An 18,448-nucleotide genomic window follows, 5' to 3' on the forward strand; every position below is an offset into this window, starting at 1 on the left:
GGGGCCGTCGCGGCGACGCGGCGGCCCCGTACCGTTTTCCCCATGGAGAAGCCGCGGCAGGTCGCCGGTGGCGGCCGCGCGGTCGAGGTGCCGCCCGATCGTCTCGCCGGCTGGTTCGACCGCTTCTCCGCCCGGCACGACGGGATCCTGACGACCGAGGTCGCCCCGCGCGCTGTCCGCGCGCTCGCGGGCGACGGGGCCACGGCGACCGCGACCGTCCCCTTCGGACCCCTGGCCGCGCCGTCGGGCACCTTCGAGGGACTGGTGATCGACGCACTCCTGACGCACACCCTCGCGCCCCGGCGGATCGCGCTCGTGCTGGTGCGGGTGGGCGCGCACAGCATCGGTGTCGCCAGCCGGGGCCGGGTCGAGCTGTCGCGCACCGACCGGCACCTCGTGCAGGGCCGCTCCGCCGCGGGCGGCTGGTCGCAGCAGCGCTTCGCCCGGCGGCGCGCGGGCCAGGCGCGGCACGCGCTCCAGGACGCGGCCGAGGACGTCCTCGAGGTGCTCGTCCCGCGGTTGTCCGAAGTGGACGCCGTGGTGCTCGGCGGCGACCGGCGGGCGCTCGACGCCCTGCGCGAGGACCGCCGGCTGGCCCCGCTGTTCGCCCGCGCCGAGCCGCGCGTGCTGGAGGTCGGCGAGCCGAGCCGCGCCGTTCTCGACGAAGCCGCCGTGCGGGCGCTGTCGGTGCAGGTCACGCTGCGCGACGGGTGAGACCGCACACGTCCGGAAAATCCGCTGGACCCCGGCCCGTACACTGGACTCCGTGGACATCCAGCTGGAGTGACGCCGCGCCGGTCGAGACCGACCGGCCGCTCGACGCTGTCCTCCGTTCACCCCCATTCCACGGGAGTTTTCCTTGATCACGGCCACCGGCCTTGAGCTGCGCGCGGGTTCGCGCATCCTGCTCAACGGCGTCTCCGTCCGCATCCAGTCCGGCGACCGCATCGGCCTCGTCGGCCGCAACGGCGCGGGCAAGACCACCTCGCTGAAGGTCCTCGCCGGCGAGGGCGAGCCGCACGCGGGCGAGGTCCGCCGCACCGGCGAGCTCGGCTACCTGCCGCAGGACCCGCGCGAAGGTGATCTTTCGGTCACCGCGAAGGACCGCGTGCTCTCCGCGCGGGGACTCGACAAGCTGATGCGCGACATGGAGAAGGCGCAGGCCTCGATGGCCGAGCTCGTCGACGAGGCCGCGCGCGACAAGGCCATCAACCGCTACGCCCGGCTCGAAGAGCGGTTCTCCTCGCTGGGCGGGTACGCCGCCGAGAGCGAAGCCGCGCGGATCTGCTCGAACCTCGGCCTGGCCGACCGGATCCTGGCGCAGACGCTGCAGACGCTCTCCGGTGGTCAGCGCCGTCGCGTCGAGCTGGCGCGGATCCTGTTCGCGGCGGCCGAAGCGGGCGCCGGCGGCAAGTCCGAGACGATCCTGCTGCTCGACGAGCCGACCAACCACCTCGACGCCGACTCCATCAACTGGCTGCGCGGGTTCCTCAAGCAGCACGACGGCGGCCTGGTCGTGATCAGCCACGACGTCGAGCTGCTGGCCGACGTCGTCAACAAGGTCTGGTTCCTCGACGCCACCCGCGGCGAGCTCGACCTGTACAACATGGGCTGGCAGCGCTACCTCGACGCGCGCGCGACCGACGAGAAGCGCCGCCGCCGCGAGCGCGCCAACGCCGAGAAGAAGGCGTCGGCGCTGCAGCAGCAGGCCGCGAAGCTCGGCGCGAAGGCGACGAAGGCCGTGGCGGCCAAGAACATGGCGCGCCGCGCCGAGCAGATGCTGTCCGCGCTCGACGAGACCCGGGTGGCCGACAAGGTCGCCCGGATCAAGTTCCCCGAGCCCGCCCCGTGCGGCCGGACCCCGCTCACCGCCGAGGGCCTCTCGAAGTCGTACGGCTCACTGGAAATCTTCACCGGGGTCGATCTCGCGATCGACCGCGGTTCGAAGGTCGTCGTACTCGGCCTGAACGGTGCGGGAAAGACGACTTTGCTCCGGCTCCTCGGCGGAATGGAAACTCCCGACACCGGGGAGATCGTGCCGGGTCACGGAATGCGTTTGGGCTATTACGCACAGGAACACGAAACTCTTGATCATGATGCGTCGGTGTGGGAAAACATCCGACATCTCTCACCGGACACCGGTGCTCAGGAGTTGCGGAACCTGCTCGGCTCGTTCCTCTTCACCGGCGAACAACTCGACCAGCCCGCCGGCACCCTTTCCGGCGGCGAGAAGACCCGGCTCGCCCTCGCGAGCCTGGTCTCCAGTGCTGCCAACGTCTTGCTCCTCGACGAGCCGACGAACAACCTGGACCCGGCCAGCCGTGCCCAGGTCCTGGACGCTTTGCGCAGCTTCGCCGGCGCCGTCGTCCTGGTCACGCACGACCCCGGCGCGGTCGAGGCGCTGGAGCCCGAGCGGGTCATCCTGCTGCCCGACGGCACCGAGGATCACTGGTCGGCCGACTATCTGGAACTTGTCCAGCTTGCGTGACTCTATGCGTCCATTCGGGTGCAAGATCGCTACGGCCGGGCACTGGAATGGCCCAATGTGATCGCAGTTTCGGCTGTTTTACGTCTGTCGTCTGGCATTCCGGCGCTCGGTGTTCGATCATTGCCCCGGCAGGGGTCGATATGTGGCCCAGAACACTCTCGGCGGGAAGGCGATCGACGTGGCTGATCTCAAGAAAGGCGCGCGGATCACCGGCAACACGCGCGACAAGCTGGCCGCTGACCTCAAGAAGAAATACGAGAAGGGCTCGAGCATCCGGGCGCTCGCGGAGTCGACGGGGCGTTCCTACGGGTTCGTCCACCGGGTGCTGTCGGAGTCCGGGGTCCAGCTGCGGGGGCGCGGCGGGGCCACGCGGGTCAAGAAGAAGTAGTCAGGAACTGCTGCGCGGGGGGCGCGCAGTGGAAGCTTCGGCCGCACGGAACGTCAGGTACGCCCCGAGCAGGACCAGGGGGTACACCAGGTAACCGTACCGAGTGGCCGGGGTGAGCAGGATCAACGCGCCGAGTCCGACGGCGATGCGCAGGACTGCGCCGGAGCCGTTCGCGGGGGGCCGGCGCACCAGCCAGATCACCATGGCCACGGCCGCGGCGCCGACGAGCGCGAACGCCGCCACCTGGCCCACCGGGCCGAGTTCGGCGATCAGGTGGCCCGGCAACGGGCTCGCCGCGGGCGACCGCACAACGCCCATCCCGAGGGGAAAGCGGAAGACGTGCTCCACGAACGCCGCCGGGTCCACGAGGTACACGGGCAGGTGCAGCGCGGCCGTGGTGGCCACCAGCGCTGAGGCGAACCGCGCCACCGCGGGCCAGTCGAGCCCGGTTTCGTGGCCGGCCCGGCGTACCAGCACGAACACGGCCAGGACCGCGGCCGCGGGCGCGACGATGAGCTTCGCGCTGACGACCAGCGCGAGCACCAGGCCCGCCCAGGCGGCCCGCCCGGTGGCGGCGAGCGCGCAGGCGAGCACGAGCAGCCCGACGATCGCCAGGTCCGGCCCGGCGACCGCCCAGGTGAGTGCGGTGAGCGGGCAGGCCAGCGCGAGCTGCGCGGCACCCACGGGAACCTTCGGCCACTTCAGCAGCTTCAGCGTGCCCAGCACGCACGCGACGGCGGCCAGGGCGAACATCCAGCGGGCGTCGGTGAGCGCGTCGCCCAGCGGGGTGCCGCCGAACAGCGCGCGCGGCAGGCCGAAGACCGCCATCACCGGGCCGTAGGGGGTGTAGTCGTTGACCACGGGCGCCCGGCCGAGCGCGGTGACGTCGACGTACGGGGTTCCGTGGTGCAGCAGCAGATCCGCGGAGCGCTCGATCACCCAGACCTCGGGCTGCGCGGCCCACGAGAACGGCGTGATCAGCCAGTCCACTCCGGTCAGTCGCCGGATCACCAGAAGCAGCAACGGAAGGATCATTGCCAACAGGGCAACGGCGGCGATGCCGCACCAGCGCGACCCGAGCAGCCCGCGCGGCGTGCGGCCCTTCCGCGCCGACCAGAGCAGCCACCCGCTGTGCAGCGCGCCGAGGGCGTAGGCGACGGTCGCGAAGTTGCCCCAGACGCGGTAGCCGTAGAACTCGGACTTGAGCGCGGTCGGCAGGGCGAAGGCGAGACAGGCGAGGTAGAAGCCGAGGTCCCACCGCAGCGGGGCCCGGTCGAGCGTGGCCGCGGGGGCCGTGAAGAGCCGTGCCGCGCGCCGCCATGCGGGCGCCCGGCCCACCTCCGTTCCCACCCGGCCAGGCTACCGAGGGGCCCTTCGCCCGGTTCAGCCGCCGTCACGCAGGCGGGGTTCGTGGCGGGCTTCGGCGGTGGATGGGGTGCGGGTGGCGGGTGAGGCGCCCGCTGCCGGGGATGGCGGCGGCCGCGGCGGGATTTTGTCGGCGGGGCTTGGTCGGCCTTCGCGGGTGGGGGAGCGACCTTGGCGGACTGCCGGGCGAGAGGGTCAGCCGAGTTCTCGCACGCGGGGGTGCAGATTTGCGGCGGCCTTGGCATGCCGCCGGGCAAGAGGTTGGCTCGTCAGCCGAGTTCTCGCAGGCGGGGGACCAGATCTGTGGCCGCTTTGGCATGCCGCAGTCGCCTTCTCAGCCGAGCTTTCGCAGCCGCGGAAGCAGATCCGCGGCGGCTTCGGCCGCCTTGACGACGTTGTCGTGGCCCGTCGGCATCAGGACCAGCTCGGTGAACCCCGCCTCGACGTACCCCTCCGCGAGCCGCACGGCGGCATCCCCCTCGGGCGGCAGCCGGAACTGCACTGCCCGGCGGATCGTCGCCGGGTCACGATCCGCCGCCGCGCAATGGTCGTCCAGCACGCGCGAAAGCCGTTGCAGCTCGGCGATTTCCGTGCCCGGCAGCGCCGCGTTCAGCCACACGTCGGCGTGGGCGGCCACCACCCGCAGGCCGAGCTTCTCGCCGCTGCTGCCCAGCCACAGCGGTGGCTTCGGCTGGCGGGGCTTCGGATCGCTGCGCGCGGCGGTCAAGGCGTAGTGGCGGCCGCGGTAATCGGTTTCTTTCCGGGTCCACAGCAGACTGAGGATTTCGCACGTCTCGGCCAGCCTTTCGACACGTTCGACCGGTGGCGGCGTCGGCGTGCCCATCATCGCGTCGGTGTGCGCGTCGCCGCCCGCGCCGAGGCCGATGTCGAGCCGGCCGTCGGAGAGGTGGTCGACCGTCGCCGCGATCTTCGCGAACGTGCCCGGGTGGCGGTTCGTGTTTCCGGACACCAGACATCCGATGCGCACCCGCTGCGTCGCCTCGGCCATCGCTGCGAGGAGTGACCAGCCGTCGAAGATGTCGCCGGTGCGGTCCGGGCCCATCGGGGCGAGGTGGTCGAAGACCCAGCAGCCGTCGAATCCGGCGTCGTCGGCGATGGCCCAGATCTCGCGGAGCGCGGCGATGCCGATGTGCTGCTGCGGCGGCTTGAGTCCGACGGTGACCATGATGTGCTCCTGATTATCAGCGTTACAAATCATCAGTGAAACTGACGATCAGCGTAAGGGTAGAGTTCTCGCATGTCCAGCGATCTCGCCGTCCACCGCCGGCTCGGCTACCTGCTCAAGCACGCCCAGCTGCGGCTCGCCGAGCTGGCCGAGCCGCTGTACGCGCCGCTCGGGATCACCGGCCGTCAGCTCGCCTTGCTCACGCTGTTCGGCGACGGGCCGGCGTTGTCGCAGCAGGAGGGTGCGGCGCGCCTCGGCATCGACCGGACGACGATGGTCGCCCTGGTCGACGAGCTGGAGGACAAGGAGCTGGTCCGGCGCGAGGTCGCGCCGGGTGATCGCCGGAAGCGCCTCGTTACGCTGACCGCCGAGGGCGAGCGCGTTCGTGTGACGGGCGAGGAAGTCACCCGGCAGGCGGAGGGTGCGCTGCTGGCGCCGCTCGGCGAAGGAGATGCGGAACGGCTGCGCGCCGCACTGCACCGCGTTGTTCGCGGGGAGTGAACGGCGACGGGAAGCAAACGGGCAACGACGACGTTGTCCAGGTCATATCCGGAGAAAACCTCAGCTATAGTAGAGGTTTTGACACTGGGGGTTCCTCATGGACAACACCTGGGCGCTGCTGAGCTCGGCGATGCGCGCCAACGACGTCCCGAAGGGGCTGACCCGCGGCACGCTCAAACGCGTCGCGCGGTTCGCCCGGCCGCACTGGCGGCGGCTGCTGGCCTTCCTCGTCCTGACCGTGGTCTCGGCGGTCCTCGCGGTGTCGACACCGGTCCTGGCCGGCAAGGTGGTCGACGCGATCGTCGGCGGCCGTGACCTGCCGCTGGTCGTCTGGCTCGCGGTCGTCATCGCCCTGCTCGCGGTCGCCGACGCCGGCTTCGGCCTCATCGAGCGCTGGCAGTCCGCGCGCATCGGCGAAGGCATCATCTACGACCTGCGGCGCGCCGTGTTCGAGCACGTGCAACGGATGCCGATCGCCTTCTTCACGCGCACCCGCACCGGGGCGCTCGTTTCCCGTCTGAACAACGACGTCATCGGCGCGCAGCGGACGTTCACCGCGACGCTGTCCGGCCTGGTCACCAACACGATCCAGCTGGCGCTCTCGCTGGCCGTCATGCTGACGCTGTCGTGGCAGGTCACGCTGCTCGCGCTGGTGCTGCTGCCGATCTTCGTGCTGCCCGCGCGCCGGCTCGGCCGCCGGATGGCCGGGCTGCAGCGGGAAGCCGCGAACCTCAACGCGGGCATGACCACGCAGATGACCGAGCGGTTCTCCGCGCCGGGCGCGACCCTGGTGAAGCTCTTCGGCCGTCCGGTGCAGGAAGCGGACGACTTCGGGGTGCGCGCGGGGCGCGTGCGCGACATCGGCGTGCGGACCGCGATGCTGACCCGCTGGTTCATGACCAGCCTGACCCTGGTTTCGGCGCTGGCGCAGGCGCTCGTCTACGGTCTCGGCGGGTACCTCGCGCTGACCGGCAAGCTCGCGCCGGGCACCGTGGTCGCGCTCGCGCTGCTGCTGACCCGGCTCTACGCGCCGCTGACCGCGCTGGCCAACGTGCGCGTCGACGTCATGACGGCGCTGGTGTCGTTCGAGCGGGTCTTCGAGGTCCTCGACCTGAAGCCGATGATCGAGGAGAAGCCGTCCGCGCGTACTTTGCCAGCTTCTTCCGGAGTTTCCGTCGAGTTCTCCGACGTCCGCTTCGGTTACCCGGCGGCGGACCGGTACTCGCTGGCGTCGCTGGAGGACGTCGCGACGCTCGACCACCGCGGCGGGGACGAGGTGCTGCACGGGATCTCGTTCCGCGCCGAGCCGGGACAGATGGTCGCGCTGGTCGGGTCGTCGGGCGCGGGGAAGTCGACGATCGCGTCGCTGCTGCCGCGGCTCTACGACGTCGACTCCGGCTCGGTGCGGCTGTCCGATGTGGACGTCCGGGACCTGAGTTTCGCTTCGCTGCGGGAGACCGTCGGCGTCGTGACGCAGGACGGGCACCTCTTCCACGAGACGATCCGCGCGAACCTGGCCTACGCGCGTCCGGGCGTCACCGACGACGAGATCTGGGCGGCGCTGGAGCGGGCCCGGCTCGGTGAGCTGGTGCATTCGCTGCCGGACGGCCTCGACACGACGGTGGGGGAGCGCGGCTACCGCCTCTCCGGCGGCGAACGCCAGCGGCTGACGATCGCGCGGTTGCTGCTGGCGCAGCCCAAGGTCGTCGTGCTGGACGAGGCGACCGCGCACCTGGACTCCGAGTCCGAGGCGGCGGTCGGCGAAGCCCTGACGCACGCGCTGGCCGGCCGTACGGCGCTGGTCATCGCGCACCGGCTCTCGACGGTCCGCGCGGCCGACCAGATCCTGGTCCTGGAGCACGGCGAGATCGTCGAGCGCGGAACGCACGAGGAACTCCTGGCCGCCAACGGCCGCTACGCAACCCTCCACGCAACCCAGTTCGCCGAAGAAGAACCAGCCGTGGCGTGATCAGCCGGGCATCACACGTGATCAGGCGGGCATCACGTGTGATTGGACGGGCATCACGCGATTGGGCGGGCATCAGCGCGATGCCCCGCCAATCACGCGTGTGACCCCGCCAATCACGCGTGATGCCTCTTTGATCACGCCTGATGCCCCTTCACGCACGTGTAGAGGGCTTGGACCAGGGCCATTTTGCGGGGGTCGTCGCGGATCAACGGGCCCAGCTGGTTGAGGGTGTAGCCGAAGGCGATGCCGTTTTCCGGATCCGCGGCGCCGGTGGAGCCGCCGAGGCCGTCGTGGCCGAACGCGTTCGGGTTGGGCCCGAAGCCGCGGGCGTCGCTGCCGAGGTAGAAGCCCAGGCCCCACTCGTTCGGGAGGCCGAGCACCGCGTCGATCTCCTTGCCCTGGCTCTCGCGGGCGAGCGCCAGCGCCGATGCGGACAGGAGCGTGCCGTCGACGAGCCCGTTGTAGATCGTGGCGATCGCGCGGGCCGTGCCGTGGCCGTTCAGCGCCGGCATGACGGCGTGGCGGAAAGCCGGTTCGTTCGCGTGGTGGCCCGCGAGCCGCGGGTTGGTCAACGCCGCCTGGGCGACCGGGCCGGCCGCGGCGAAGGCCGTGGCCAGCGCGTTCGCCATCTCTTCGGTCATGACGGGGTCGACGAGGGTCGCGCACCGGTCCAGGTCGGCGTCGGGGCCCAGCCCGATCGAGAAGTCCGCGCCCAGCGGCCCGGCGACCTGCTCGGCGAAGAACTCGCGGATGCCCTGACCGGCGATCCGCCGCACGACCTCGCCGACGAGCCAGCCGTACGCCAGCGCGTGGTACCCGCCCGCGGAACCCGGTTCGTACAACGGTTCCTGGGCCGCGTACAGCGACGTCATCAGGTCCCAGTCGTACAGCTCCTCGACGGCCACCGGCCGGTCGAGGCCGATCCCGGGGACGCCGGAGCGGTGCGTGAGCAGCCACCGCACCGGGATCTCGCCCTTGCCCGCCGCGGCGAACTCGGGCCAGTACTTCGCGACCGGCGCGTCGACGTCCAGCTCGCCGGCGTCGGCGAGGCGGTGCGCGCAGATCGCGGTCATGCCCTTGGTCGTCGACCAGACGTTGGCCAGCGTGTCCGGCTGCCACGGACGCGCGCGGTCCGGTCCGGACCAGCCACCCCACAGGTCGACGACGACCTCGCCGTGGCGGAGGGCCGTGAACGCGGCGCCCAGCTCGCCGCGCTCGCGGAAGTTCGCTTCGAAGGCTTCGCGCACCGGCTCGAACCCGGGAGCGCACTCGCCGTGCACCGTCGCCGTGGCACCGTCCATGGGATCTCCTCAGCTCGTCGTTGAGCACACCGACCAGTCGGTATGTCGACGCTAAAGGGGGCCGGGCACGCCCGTCAAGGTGTGCCCGGCCGGTGCTTCTTCACGAACTGGCGGCACGAAACGGGCTACTTCAGCCGTGGCACGATCGCGCTGTACTTCTCCAGCAGCGCCGCGTTCGCCTCGTCGCCACCCTCCACATTGGAGCTGCGCCACAGCGGGACGTCGAGGCCCTCGGCCGTCCCGCGGTCGTAGACCTGCGCGAGCACGAGGTTCCACAGGAACGCGTTGACCATAGTGGACAGCGGCGCGGTGCGCGGCGCGTCCGGCGGGTAGCTCGCGTCGCCCGGGATGACCAGCGAGTCCAGCACGACGGTGCCCTGCTCGACCAGCGTGCTCGACGACCGCCGCGGCGCCGCCGCCACGCACGCCCGCGACGTGATCGCGATGACCGCCGCTCCGCGCTCGCGGGCCTCGATGCACAGCTCGACCGGGTACGGGTTCGACCCGGACGTCGAGAACACGACCAGCACGTCGTCCGGCCCCGGCGCGCGCTCGGCCAGCACCTCGGCGGCCAGGCCGCTGCGCCGCTCGGTCTTCGTGCTGCTCACCGCGCCGTGCAGCGGGAGCAGGTCCGGGTGGTACAGCGGGTAGACGCAGGCCAGGCCGCCGGCCCGGTAGAACGTCTCGGCGACGGCCGCCAGCGAGTGCCCGGCGCCGGCGGTATAGACCAGTGCGTCGGCCCGGATCACCCCCAGCACCAGATCCGCCGCTTCGCGCACCGCCTCGACGTTGGCCTGCTCGACGTCCGCCAGTTGCTTCGCGACGCTGCCCGAGATGTCCGTGGCGCTCACCACACCCACCCTTCCGTAGGGGACCGGGCGCCGAATCTACCGCGAAGATGGTGGTACGCGGTGGAATAGCCCGGTGGGCGGACGGGGTTGACCCGGATGCGGGTGCGACAGGAGGACGCGGGTGAGCGAAGCGGAACCGGCGGTGTCGGTGTGGCCGGCACGCGGGCGGACCGAAGCGGTCGTGCTCGTGCTCCACGGCGGCGCCGAGCGCGGCACGGGCAGCGTGCCGCCCTGGAAGCTCGCCTACCTGCGGATGGTCCCGATCGCGCGCGCCCTGCACCGGGCCGGCCGCAAGAACGGCGTCGAGGTGCGGCTGCTGCGCAACCGCCGCTACGGCTGGAACGCCCCGGCGATGGACCCGCTCGACGACGCCCGCTGGGCCCTCGAGCGCATCCGCGCCGACCACCCCGGCCTGCCGGTGGTGCTGGTCGGTCACTCCATGGGTGCGCGGGTGGCGCTGCGGGTGGCGGACGACCCGGCCGTGCGCGGGGTCTGCGCGCTGGCGCCGTGGACGCCGCGGGGTGAGCCGGTGGACGCCGTCACGGGACGGTCGGTGCTCATCGTGCACGGCACCCGTGACCGGATGACCAGCCCCGTGGAATCGCACGCCTTCGCCGAACGCGCCGAAGGCGTCGCCGCGCGCGTCGCCCGGTTCGAGATCGCCAACGAGGGACACGCGATGCTGCGTCGCTCGTCCGTGTGGACCCGGCTGACGATTGCTTTCACACTGGAAGTGCTCGCCGGGGGCACCGGTGACGAGCTGCGCGGCGCCTGGGCCGCGCCGGGGCCCGAGCGGCTCCGAATACCCGTATAGGACCGCCCCGAACAGGGCATACAGCGAAGCGCGCCGCGGGGGTGCGGCGACTACGATCGTTCACCGGCGAACCAGGCCGGCGGAGGGAGAACCGTGACCACCTCGAGTGTCGACCGCGCTCAGGAAATCCCCGACGAGTCCCGCTGGCCGGGCTTGGCCACCCCGCCGCGGTCCGCGCTGCGCGCGCGGATCGCCGCCACGCTGTTCCGTCGCGCGGTTCGCCCGCTCGACCTGCGGGTGACGTTCCCGGACGGCACCGTGCTCGGCGCCGGCGGGCCCGAATCACCCGAAATGCGCATTCTGCGCCCGGAGGCGTTCTTCCACCGCCTCGGCGTCGACGCCAAGATCGGCTTCGGCGAGTCCTACATGGCCGGCGACTGGACCGCGTCCGACCTGGCCGAGGTGCTGACGCCGTTCGCCGCGCGGATGGCCACCCTCGTGCCGCCGGTGCTGCAGAAGTTCCGGAAGATCGCCGAGCGCACGCAGCCGCCGTCCGAGGAGAACAGCCTCGAGGGCGCGCGGGCCAACATCCACCGCCACTACGACCTGTCCAACGACCTGTTCGGCGCGTTCCTCGACGAATCGATGACGTACTCCTCGGCGCTCTTCGGCCCCGGCGAGGACCTCACCGCCGCTCAGCACCGCAAGATCGACAGCGTGCTGGACTACGCCGGCGTCCGCGAGGGCAGCGAAGTCCTCGAAATCGGTACCGGATGGGGTGAACTCGCCATCCGCGCCGCGGCCCGCGGCGCCCACGTGACGTCACTGACCATTTCGGAGGAACAGCGCGCGCTGGCCACCGAGCGGATCGCCGCGGCCGGGTTCAGCGACCGCGTCGAGGTCAAGCTGTGCGACTACCGCGAGTCGAGCGGGCAGTTCGACGCCGTGGTCAGCGTCGAGATGATCGAGGCCGTCGGCGCGTCGTACTGGCCGACGTTCTACGCCACGATCGGGGAGCGGCTGCGCCCCGGCGGGCGCTTCGGCCTGCAGGCCATCACGATGGACCACGACCGGATGATGGCGTCGTCGCGCGCCTACACCTGGATCCACAAGTACATCTTCCCCGGCGGCATCATCCCGTCGGTCCGCTCGATCGAGGACGGCCTGGTCGCGAACACCCGGCTCAAGCTGGCCGGGATGCGCGAGTTCGGCCAGGACTACGCGCACACGCTACGGTTGTGGCGCGAACGGTTCCTGCACCGCTGGGCCGACATCGCCGGGTTCGGGTTCGACGACGTCTTCCGCCGGATGTGGGAGTTCTACCTGGCCTATTCCGAGGCCGGGTTCCGCTCCGGGTACCTCAAGGTCCACCAGTTCGGCTACGAAGCGACCGGCGAGTAACCGCGCCGGACAACCCGACCCCGGTGCCGCACGTCCCCCTTACGAGCCCCTTACGAGGGCGTGCGGTCTACTGATGACGACACATTTGTCCGGATCGGGATTGGGTGATGGTGATGACGTACCGTGGCGACGACGGCGGGCGCCGGATGCCGCCGCCCCGGCCCGCCGGGCGATCCCGGGACCACCAGCGCGCGCAGATGATGCCGCTGCCCGGGCGCGGCCAGAGCCCGTACGACGAGCGCACCCGCCCGATGGGCACCCGTGAGGACGAGCGGCAGTACGCGCCGGCACCGCCGCGCCAGGACCCGCCCCGGCGCGCGGCCGACGACGACTACCCGCCGTCCCGGCCGCCGCGCCGGCGTCGCTGGGGCTTCGGCCGGATCCTGCTGACGCTGGCGCTGGTGTTCGTCGTCTTCCTCGCCGGCATCTGGGTCTACCTGGAGTTCTCCATCAAGCGCGTCGACGCGCTCGCCGACTACTCCGGCCGCCCGGTCGCCGCGTCCGGCACCAACTGGCTGATCGTCGGCTCGGACAGCCGCGAGGGCCTGACCGCGGAGGACGAGGAGCGGCTCGCCACCGGCGACGTCGCCGCGGCGGGCGGCGGGCAGCGCACCGACACGATCATGGTCGCGCACATCCCGGACAACTCCACCAAGCCGACGCTGCTGTCGCTGCCGCGCGACTCGCAGGTGGCTATCCCCGGGCACGGCAAGAACAAGATCAACGCGGCGTTCTCGCTGGGCGGCCCGAAGCTGCTGGCGCAGACCGTCGAAGGTGCCACCGGCCTGCACATCGACCACTACGCGGAGATCGGCTTCGGCGGGTTCGCCAAGATCGTCGACGCGATCGGCGGCGTCGACATGTGCATCGACAAGGACATGAACGACACGGTCACCGGGATCAGCATCAAGGCGGGCTGCCCCCAGACGCTCGACGGCCGGTCGGCGCTGGGCTTCGTCCGGATGCGCCACAGCGATGCGACGCCGCGCTCGGACCTCGACCGCGTCGCCAACCAGCGCAAGTTCATCGGCGCACTGGTCAGCCAGATCGCCAGCCCCGGCACGCTGCTCAACCCGTTCCACTTCTTCCCGCTGCTGGGTTCCGGGCCGGACGCGCTGACCATGGACTCGGGCGACCACGTGCACAACCTGGCCGGCCTGGCGCTCGCGATGCGCGGGATCTCTTCCGGTGGCGTGGTGACGACGACGGTCCCGGTGACCAGCGGGTCGGCCGAGAACTGGGACAAGGCCAAGTCGAAGCAGATGTTCGACGCGCTGAAGAACGACACGGAGATCCCGGACAGCGTCATCGTCAATTAATTCGGGAGCGCTTTCGCACTCGGCCGGGGCACCATGGAAGCCATGGAGACCCCGGCCGAGTCGTACGCCCGTGACGAGTTTTCGCTGACCCGTTGGCAGACCGCCGACGCGGCGGAGCTGCTCGCGACGGTCGCCGGGTCCGTGGAGCACCTCGGTGCCTGGCTGATCTGGGCCACGGGTGGCTACACGGCCGCCGACGCCGAGGAGTTCCTGCAGCGCACCCGAAAGCAGTGGGAGACCGGCGAAACCCACGACTTCGCCCTCCGCGCCGGCGGGACCATCGTGGGCGCCGTCGGCTTGATGGCCCGGGAAGGCGGCGTCGAGATCGGCTACTGGCTCACGCGGGACGTCACCGGCCGCGGCTTGATGACGCGCGCGGTTTCGCTGCTGACCGAGGAGGCGTTCCGGCTCGGCGCCGGGTACGTCGAGATCAAGCACGACGAGCGAAACGTCCGAAGCGGAGCGGTGCCCGCGCGGCTCGGGTTCACGAAAGCGGGTGTGGAGCCCATGCAGGCACCCTGGGCACCGTCGTGCAGTGGCACGTACCGCGTGTGGCGGAAGGAGAAGCCGTGAATCCGGTCTTTGCCGGAGTAGTCCAGCCGAGCCACCGGTGGCTGTGCGAGCGACGCGATTTCGCGAACCGGGCCGAGAAGCGCGGGAACCGCGCGGAGGCCCACGAGTACGCGTTCCGGCGGCGCCGGCGTGACCGCCCGAGGGGGTGGCCGTCGGCCGGGGTGCGCCGCCCGCCGGGCTGGCCGCCCCGCGGGTGGCGCCGCTGACCGGCTCAGGAAACCTTGTTGCGCTCGCGCAGCACCTTCAGCGCCTGGTCGGCGTGGACCGTGAAGTTCAGTTCGCTCTTGATCTTCTCGAGCACCTTCCGGTCCTCGCCGATCACGAACGTCGCGCGCTTGGCGTGCAGCGGCAGCAGTTTCCGCCAGACGCCGAACTGCTTGGCGACCTCACCCTCCACATCGGACAGCAGGGGGTAGTCGAAGCCGTTGGCCTCGGAGAACTGGCGCTGCTTGGTGACGCCGTCCGGGCTGATGCCGATGCGGTGCGCGCCGACCTCGGCGAACTCGGCCGCCAGGTCGCGGAAGTGGCAGCTCTCCGCCGTGCAGCCGCCGGTCATCGCGGCCGGGTAGAAGAACAGCACCACCGGGCCGGTGGCCAGGAAGTCCGACAGCGTGCGGTCGGCGCCCTGGTCGTCGGGCAGCGTGAAATCGGGGGCGAGGTCTCCGGCTTCCATGGAGGTCCCTTCTCGTCGGCGGCAGAACCCATCCTGCCGGGTCTTCGGAGCCGCCGCGCACCCGGCTTGGTCCCGCTCCGGATCAGCGGGCGGGGTGCCGGGCGATCAGCTCGTCGACCTCGTCGCCGGTGGCCGAGTCGGTCACGAACGGGCCCCGGGCCGCCAGCACGCCCAGCTGCCGCAGCCGGGCGGCCTGCTCGTGCGTGCGGACGCCCTCCGCGCCCACCCGGAGCTTCAGCTCCCGGGCCCGCGTCACCAGCTGCGTCAGGTGCCGCAGCGCCGGCTCCGGCGGCGCGTCCGAGTCCAGCGCGTCGACCACCGCGCCCGAGAGGATCACGTGGTGGACCGGCAGCCGGTGGCGGGGGATCAGCTCCAGGTCCGCCGAGCCCGTGATCGTCAGCACCAGCTGCGTGCCCAGGTCGGACAGCACCGCGAACGAGTCCAGGACCTCGCCGCGCGGGTCGAGGACCGACGCGCGGTCCGTGCACAGCCGCAGCGCGTTGGGCGGCAGCTCGTGCTTGTCCAGCTGCTCCTTCACCAGCAGCACCAGGTCGGGGTCGATCGCCAGCCGGGTCGGCAGCTGGACGCACACGTCCGGGGCCGCCGCGCCGAAGCGCGCCCGCCAGCGGGCCGTCGCCGCCAGGGACTCCGCCAGGAGCCAGCGGCCCAGCGGCACCGTCATGCCCGTGGTCTGGGCGAGCGGGTAGAACTCGTCCGAGCCGAGCTCGCCCTTCTCCGGGTGGTTCCAGCGCAGCCCCGCGTTGACCGCGGCGAGGCGGTCGGGGTCGGCGAGGTTGACCGTCGGCTGGTAGACGAGCGAGAACTCGCCGTTCTCCAGCGCCCCGGCGATCACCGCGCCCAGCTGGTAGCGGCCGCGGTCGCGGGCGTCCAGCTCGGGGTCGAACAGCATCCACTGCGCCTTGCCGGCCTCCTTGGCCCGGTGCAGCGCGATCTCCGCCGCCCGCAGCAGCTCCGCGCCGCCGTCCTCGACGGCCGCGCGCACCACGATGCCCGCGCTCGCGCTCACGCCGATGCCGTGCCCGCCCAGGTAGATCGGCTCGTTGAGGTCTTCCAGCGCCCGTTCGACGAGCTCGACGACCTCGGTGGCGGTCAGCTCGCCCCGCAGCAGCACCGCGAAGCCGTCGCCGGACAGCCGCGCGACGAACCCGTCGTGGTGGCCGGTGAACACCGCCGACAGCTTGCCCGCGACCCCGCGCAGCACCTGGTCGCCGACGCCGGCGCCGAGGCCGTCGTTGACCACCTTGAAGCCGTCGACGTCGAGGTAGATCAGCGCGATGTCGTCCCGCGCGCCGGCGCCGAGCGCCGCTTCGAGCTTGGTCGTGAACGAGGACGCGTTGGGCAGCCCGGTCAGCGGGTCGTGCACGTTCTGGTGCAGCAGCCGTTCCTGCAGCAGGTGCAGCTCGTTCGCGTCGGACACCATCAGCACCGGGTAGACCGAACCCGGCCGGTCGCCCGGCAGCCGGGCGAGGGTGACGTCGGTCCAGAGCTGCCCGTCCTCGGTGTGGTCGAGCAGCATCCGCTCCTGGTAGCGCTCACGCCCGTTGCGGACCTGCTCGAGCCCCGCCTTGAGCCGCGAGACGTCGTGGTCGGTCGAGCCGAGGTCGGTGATGTGGCGGCCCCGCAACCGGTTCGGCGAGCAGCCGAGGAGCTGGCCGAGCGCGAGGTTGGCCTCCACGATCTCGCCGTCCGGCCCGGCCAGCGCGATCCCCATCGGGGACGCGGCGTACAGCGCCGTGAACCGGTGCAGGGCGCCACCGTGACCCGAGCCGGCGTGGTCGACCGCGTCGTGCGCGATCTCCAGCAGCAGGGGCTCCAGCTCCTCCAGGGGAAGTGTTACTCCTTTGGTGTCGGCCAACGTCGCCGCCCACCGGCGCGCCACGTCCAGCAGTCCTGGCGCGGCACCGGACTCAGGCACACTCCACCTCTTCACGTGCAAGTCAGGCCAGTTCAAGCACGGTGCCAGGGGATCATGAAGCCACACCGGGTACCCCTCGCCCGCGACCGATGCCACGCCATCATGTGTGTAACGGGGTGTCTACCGGCTGAACGAGTGAACGAACATCCACATGCGGTAACTTTTTGTCACACGGCGTATGCAGTGGTGGACGCGGCCGGGGTCAGCGAGGGGTCAGCCGCACCGGGAGACCGTCGGCGGGCACCGGCAGGGACACGTAATCCCACTTCGCGGTGTAACTCTCCGGAACCGACCAGCGGTGGGCGCGCAGCATTTCGTGCATCAGCAACTTCACCTCGAGCCCGCCGAAGTGGAGTCCGATGCACTTGTGCGCGCCGCCGCCGAACGGCATCCACGCCATCCGGTGGGACTTGTCCTCGCGACGCGGCTCGGCGAACCGCTCGGGGTCGAACTCGAAGGGGTTCGTCCAGCACTCCGGCGAGAAGTGGTTCACCGTGGGCGAGACGCCGCACAGCGTGCCCGCGGGGATGTAGTGGCCGAGCACCTCGGTGTCCTTGACGGTCTGCCGGGTCAGCGTCGGCACCGGCGCGACCAGCCGCAGTGCCTCCTTCATGACGAGGTCGAGGGTTTCCAGCTTGTCGATGGCGTCGATGTCGAGGATGTCGTCGCCGAGGGCGAGGGACTCCTCGCGGGCGCGTTCCTGCCATTCGGGGTGCTTGGCGAGGTAGTACGCCATGGCGCTGCTGGTGATGGTCGTCGTGTCGTGCGCGGCCATCATCAGGAAGATCATGTGGTTGACGATGTCGGTGTCGGTGAACCGGTCGCCGTCCTCGGTGGTGGCGTGGCAGAGCGCGGTGAACAGGTCGTTGCCGTCCGATTTCCGCTTGGCGGGCAGGGTTTCGCTGAAGTAGCGCTCGAGGACCTTGCGCCCGTGCAGCCCGGCCGACCAGCGCCCGCCGGGCACCGGGAAGCGCACCAGCGCGGTGCCGGCGCGCACGGAGCTGACGAACGCGCGGTTGATCCGGTGCGCGTCGCCGCCGCTGCGCATGCCCATGAAGACCCGCGTCGCGACGTCGAGGGTCAGCTGCTTGAGCGCCCAGTACAGCCGGGGCCGCTCGGCCGACCCCCAGCTCGCGACGCCCTCGCGCAGCGCCGGGCCCATCTCGTTGACGTAACCGGTGAGCCGGGAGCGGGTGAAGGCCTCCTGCATGATGCGGCGGTGCAGGTGGTGCTCGCCGAAGTCCATCAGCATCAGGCCGCGCTCGAAGAACTTCTCGATGAAGAACTTCCAGCCCTCCTGCGAGAACGCCTTGTCCTTGTTGACGAGCGCGATCTGCGTCGCCTCGGGTCCGGACAGCGCGACGATCCGCCGGCCGAAGCCGCCGGTCCACGACACCGGGCCGTAGAGCTCGAAGCGGCGCAGGCCGAAAGCGGGGCCGAAGCGCATCATCTCCAGCATGTGCCCGACGACCGGCGGGCCCTCGTCGCCGAGGACGGGCTTGAGGCCGCTGCCCGCGGGCGGCGTCGCCAATTCCTTGACGGGCCAGCGCGACTGCAGCCAGCGTTCGTCGACCCGGTGGGGGAGGGGAAGCGCGGTCAGCGGCGGCACGCGCTCGCGCAGTGCTTCGGCGGCTCGGCTCACGGTGCCCGGCAAAGTGACCATCTCCTCGTCGAGATCGGCGATCCCTCCACGATGCACCCTTGTTGACGACCTGACAACAGTAGGGCGTGTCCTCTTTTCGG

At 71.2% G+C, this 18,448-nt stretch carries 16 protein-coding genes; 9 read left to right on the forward strand and 7 right to left on the reverse strand.

Going from position 1 to position 18,448, the window contains the following annotated elements; all coding sequences use genetic code 11:
• Nucleotides 1–42: 42 nt before the first annotated feature.
• The 3 genes from AA23TX_RS11575 (at nucleotide 43) to AA23TX_RS11585 (ending at nucleotide 2,876) form a co-directional block, all read left to right on the forward strand.
• Nucleotides 43–714, forward strand: a complete 672-nt coding sequence (locus AA23TX_RS11575) for an acVLRF1 family peptidyl-tRNA hydrolase (protein ID WP_155542537.1) — start codon at nucleotides 43–45, stop codon at nucleotides 712–714.
• Nucleotides 715–859: 145 nt separating this feature from the next.
• Complete coding sequence (locus tag AA23TX_RS11580) at nucleotides 860–2,488, forward strand: ABC-F family ATP-binding cassette domain-containing protein (protein WP_155542538.1); 1,629 nt, start codon at nucleotides 860–862, stop codon at nucleotides 2,486–2,488.
• Nucleotides 2,489–2,666: 178 nt separating this feature from the next.
• A complete protein-coding gene (locus tag AA23TX_RS11585; RefSeq protein ID WP_003071237.1) occupies nucleotides 2,667–2,876 on the forward strand; it encodes a helix-turn-helix domain-containing protein in 210 nt (69 codons plus the stop codon).
• Here the strand turns inward: AA23TX_RS11585 and AA23TX_RS11590 are convergent, their stop codons facing one another.
• Nucleotides 2,877–4,139 (reverse strand): glycosyltransferase 87 family protein, encoded by a 1,263-nt coding sequence (locus tag AA23TX_RS11590; protein WP_155544390.1) that lies wholly within the window; start codon nucleotides 4,137–4,139, stop codon nucleotides 2,877–2,879.
• Nucleotides 4,140–4,575: 436 nt separating this feature from the next.
• Entirely contained in the window at nucleotides 4,576–5,427 is an 852-nt protein-coding gene (locus AA23TX_RS11595) for an LLM class flavin-dependent oxidoreductase (RefSeq protein ID WP_155542539.1), read from the reverse strand.
• Nucleotides 5,428–5,499: 72 nt separating this feature from the next.
• On the opposite strand from AA23TX_RS11595, the gene AA23TX_RS11600 reads away from it, so the two are divergent.
• Nucleotides 5,500–5,928 carry a MarR family winged helix-turn-helix transcriptional regulator gene (locus AA23TX_RS11600; protein WP_155542540.1) on the forward strand — a complete coding sequence of 143 codons (429 nt, stop codon included), beginning with the start codon at nucleotides 5,500–5,502 and terminating at the stop codon, nucleotides 5,926–5,928.
• Nucleotides 5,929–6,025: 97 nt separating this feature from the next.
• Nucleotides 6,026–7,897, forward strand: coding sequence for an ABC transporter ATP-binding protein (locus AA23TX_RS11605; protein ID WP_155542541.1), 1,872 nt, complete (start codon nucleotides 6,026–6,028; stop codon nucleotides 7,895–7,897).
• A gap of 134 nt (nucleotides 7,898–8,031) precedes the next feature.
• Here AA23TX_RS11605 and AA23TX_RS11610 read toward each other — a convergent pair whose 3' ends face one another.
• Both AA23TX_RS11610 and AA23TX_RS11615 read right to left on the reverse strand, forming a co-directional pair.
• Complete coding sequence (locus AA23TX_RS11610; RefSeq protein ID WP_155542542.1) at nucleotides 8,032–9,198, reverse strand: serine hydrolase domain-containing protein; 1,167 nt, start codon at nucleotides 9,196–9,198, stop codon at nucleotides 8,032–8,034.
• Nucleotides 9,199–9,323: 125 nt separating this feature from the next.
• A complete protein-coding gene (locus tag AA23TX_RS11615) occupies nucleotides 9,324–10,052 on the reverse strand; it encodes an SIS domain-containing protein (RefSeq protein WP_196425283.1) in 729 nt (242 codons plus the stop codon).
• 118 nt (nucleotides 10,053–10,170) lie between these two features.
• Here AA23TX_RS11615 and AA23TX_RS11620 point away from each other — a divergent pair, with 118 nt between their 5' ends.
• The 4 genes from AA23TX_RS11620 (at nucleotide 10,171) to AA23TX_RS11635 (ending at nucleotide 14,096) form a co-directional block, all read left to right on the forward strand.
• Complete coding sequence (locus AA23TX_RS11620) at nucleotides 10,171–10,863, forward strand: alpha/beta hydrolase (RefSeq protein ID WP_155542544.1); 693 nt, start codon at nucleotides 10,171–10,173, stop codon at nucleotides 10,861–10,863.
• A 93-nt stretch (nucleotides 10,864–10,956) separates the two neighbouring features.
• Nucleotides 10,957–12,204: an SAM-dependent methyltransferase gene (locus AA23TX_RS11625; protein ID WP_155542545.1), complete on the forward strand. Its 1,248-nt coding sequence runs from the start codon at nucleotides 10,957–10,959 to the stop codon at nucleotides 12,202–12,204.
• A gap of 107 nt (nucleotides 12,205–12,311) precedes the next feature.
• A complete protein-coding gene (locus AA23TX_RS11630) occupies nucleotides 12,312–13,523 on the forward strand; it encodes an LCP family protein (RefSeq protein ID WP_155542546.1) in 1,212 nt (403 codons plus the stop codon).
• 42 nt (nucleotides 13,524–13,565) lie between these two features.
• On the forward strand, nucleotides 13,566–14,096 hold the full coding sequence (locus tag AA23TX_RS11635; RefSeq protein WP_155542547.1) for a GNAT family N-acetyltransferase: 531 nt from the start codon (nucleotides 13,566–13,568) through the stop codon (nucleotides 14,094–14,096).
• Nucleotides 14,097–14,307: 211 nt separating this feature from the next.
• Here AA23TX_RS11635 and AA23TX_RS11640 read toward each other — a convergent pair whose 3' ends face one another.
• From AA23TX_RS11640 to AA23TX_RS11650, 3 genes are all read right to left on the reverse strand, one after another.
• The gene (locus AA23TX_RS11640; RefSeq protein WP_155542548.1) at nucleotides 14,308–14,769 is read right to left on the reverse strand and encodes a peroxiredoxin; all 462 of its coding nucleotides are present in this window, start codon (nucleotides 14,767–14,769) and stop codon (nucleotides 14,308–14,310) included.
• 82 nt (nucleotides 14,770–14,851) lie between these two features.
• Nucleotides 14,852–16,669 carry a putative bifunctional diguanylate cyclase/phosphodiesterase gene (locus tag AA23TX_RS11645; RefSeq protein ID WP_155544391.1) on the reverse strand — a complete coding sequence of 606 codons (1,818 nt, stop codon included), beginning with the start codon at nucleotides 16,667–16,669 and terminating at the stop codon, nucleotides 14,852–14,854.
• A 238-nt stretch (nucleotides 16,670–16,907) separates the two neighbouring features.
• Nucleotides 16,908–18,368, reverse strand: a complete 1,461-nt coding sequence (locus AA23TX_RS11650) for a cytochrome P450 (protein WP_155542549.1) — start codon at nucleotides 18,366–18,368, stop codon at nucleotides 16,908–16,910.
• Nucleotides 18,369–18,448 lie beyond the last annotated feature (80 nt).

Origin of the sequence: Amycolatopsis camponoti, assembly GCF_902497555.1 — a bacterium.
Taxonomy (GTDB): Bacteria; Actinomycetota; Actinomycetes; order Mycobacteriales; family Pseudonocardiaceae; genus Amycolatopsis; species Amycolatopsis camponoti.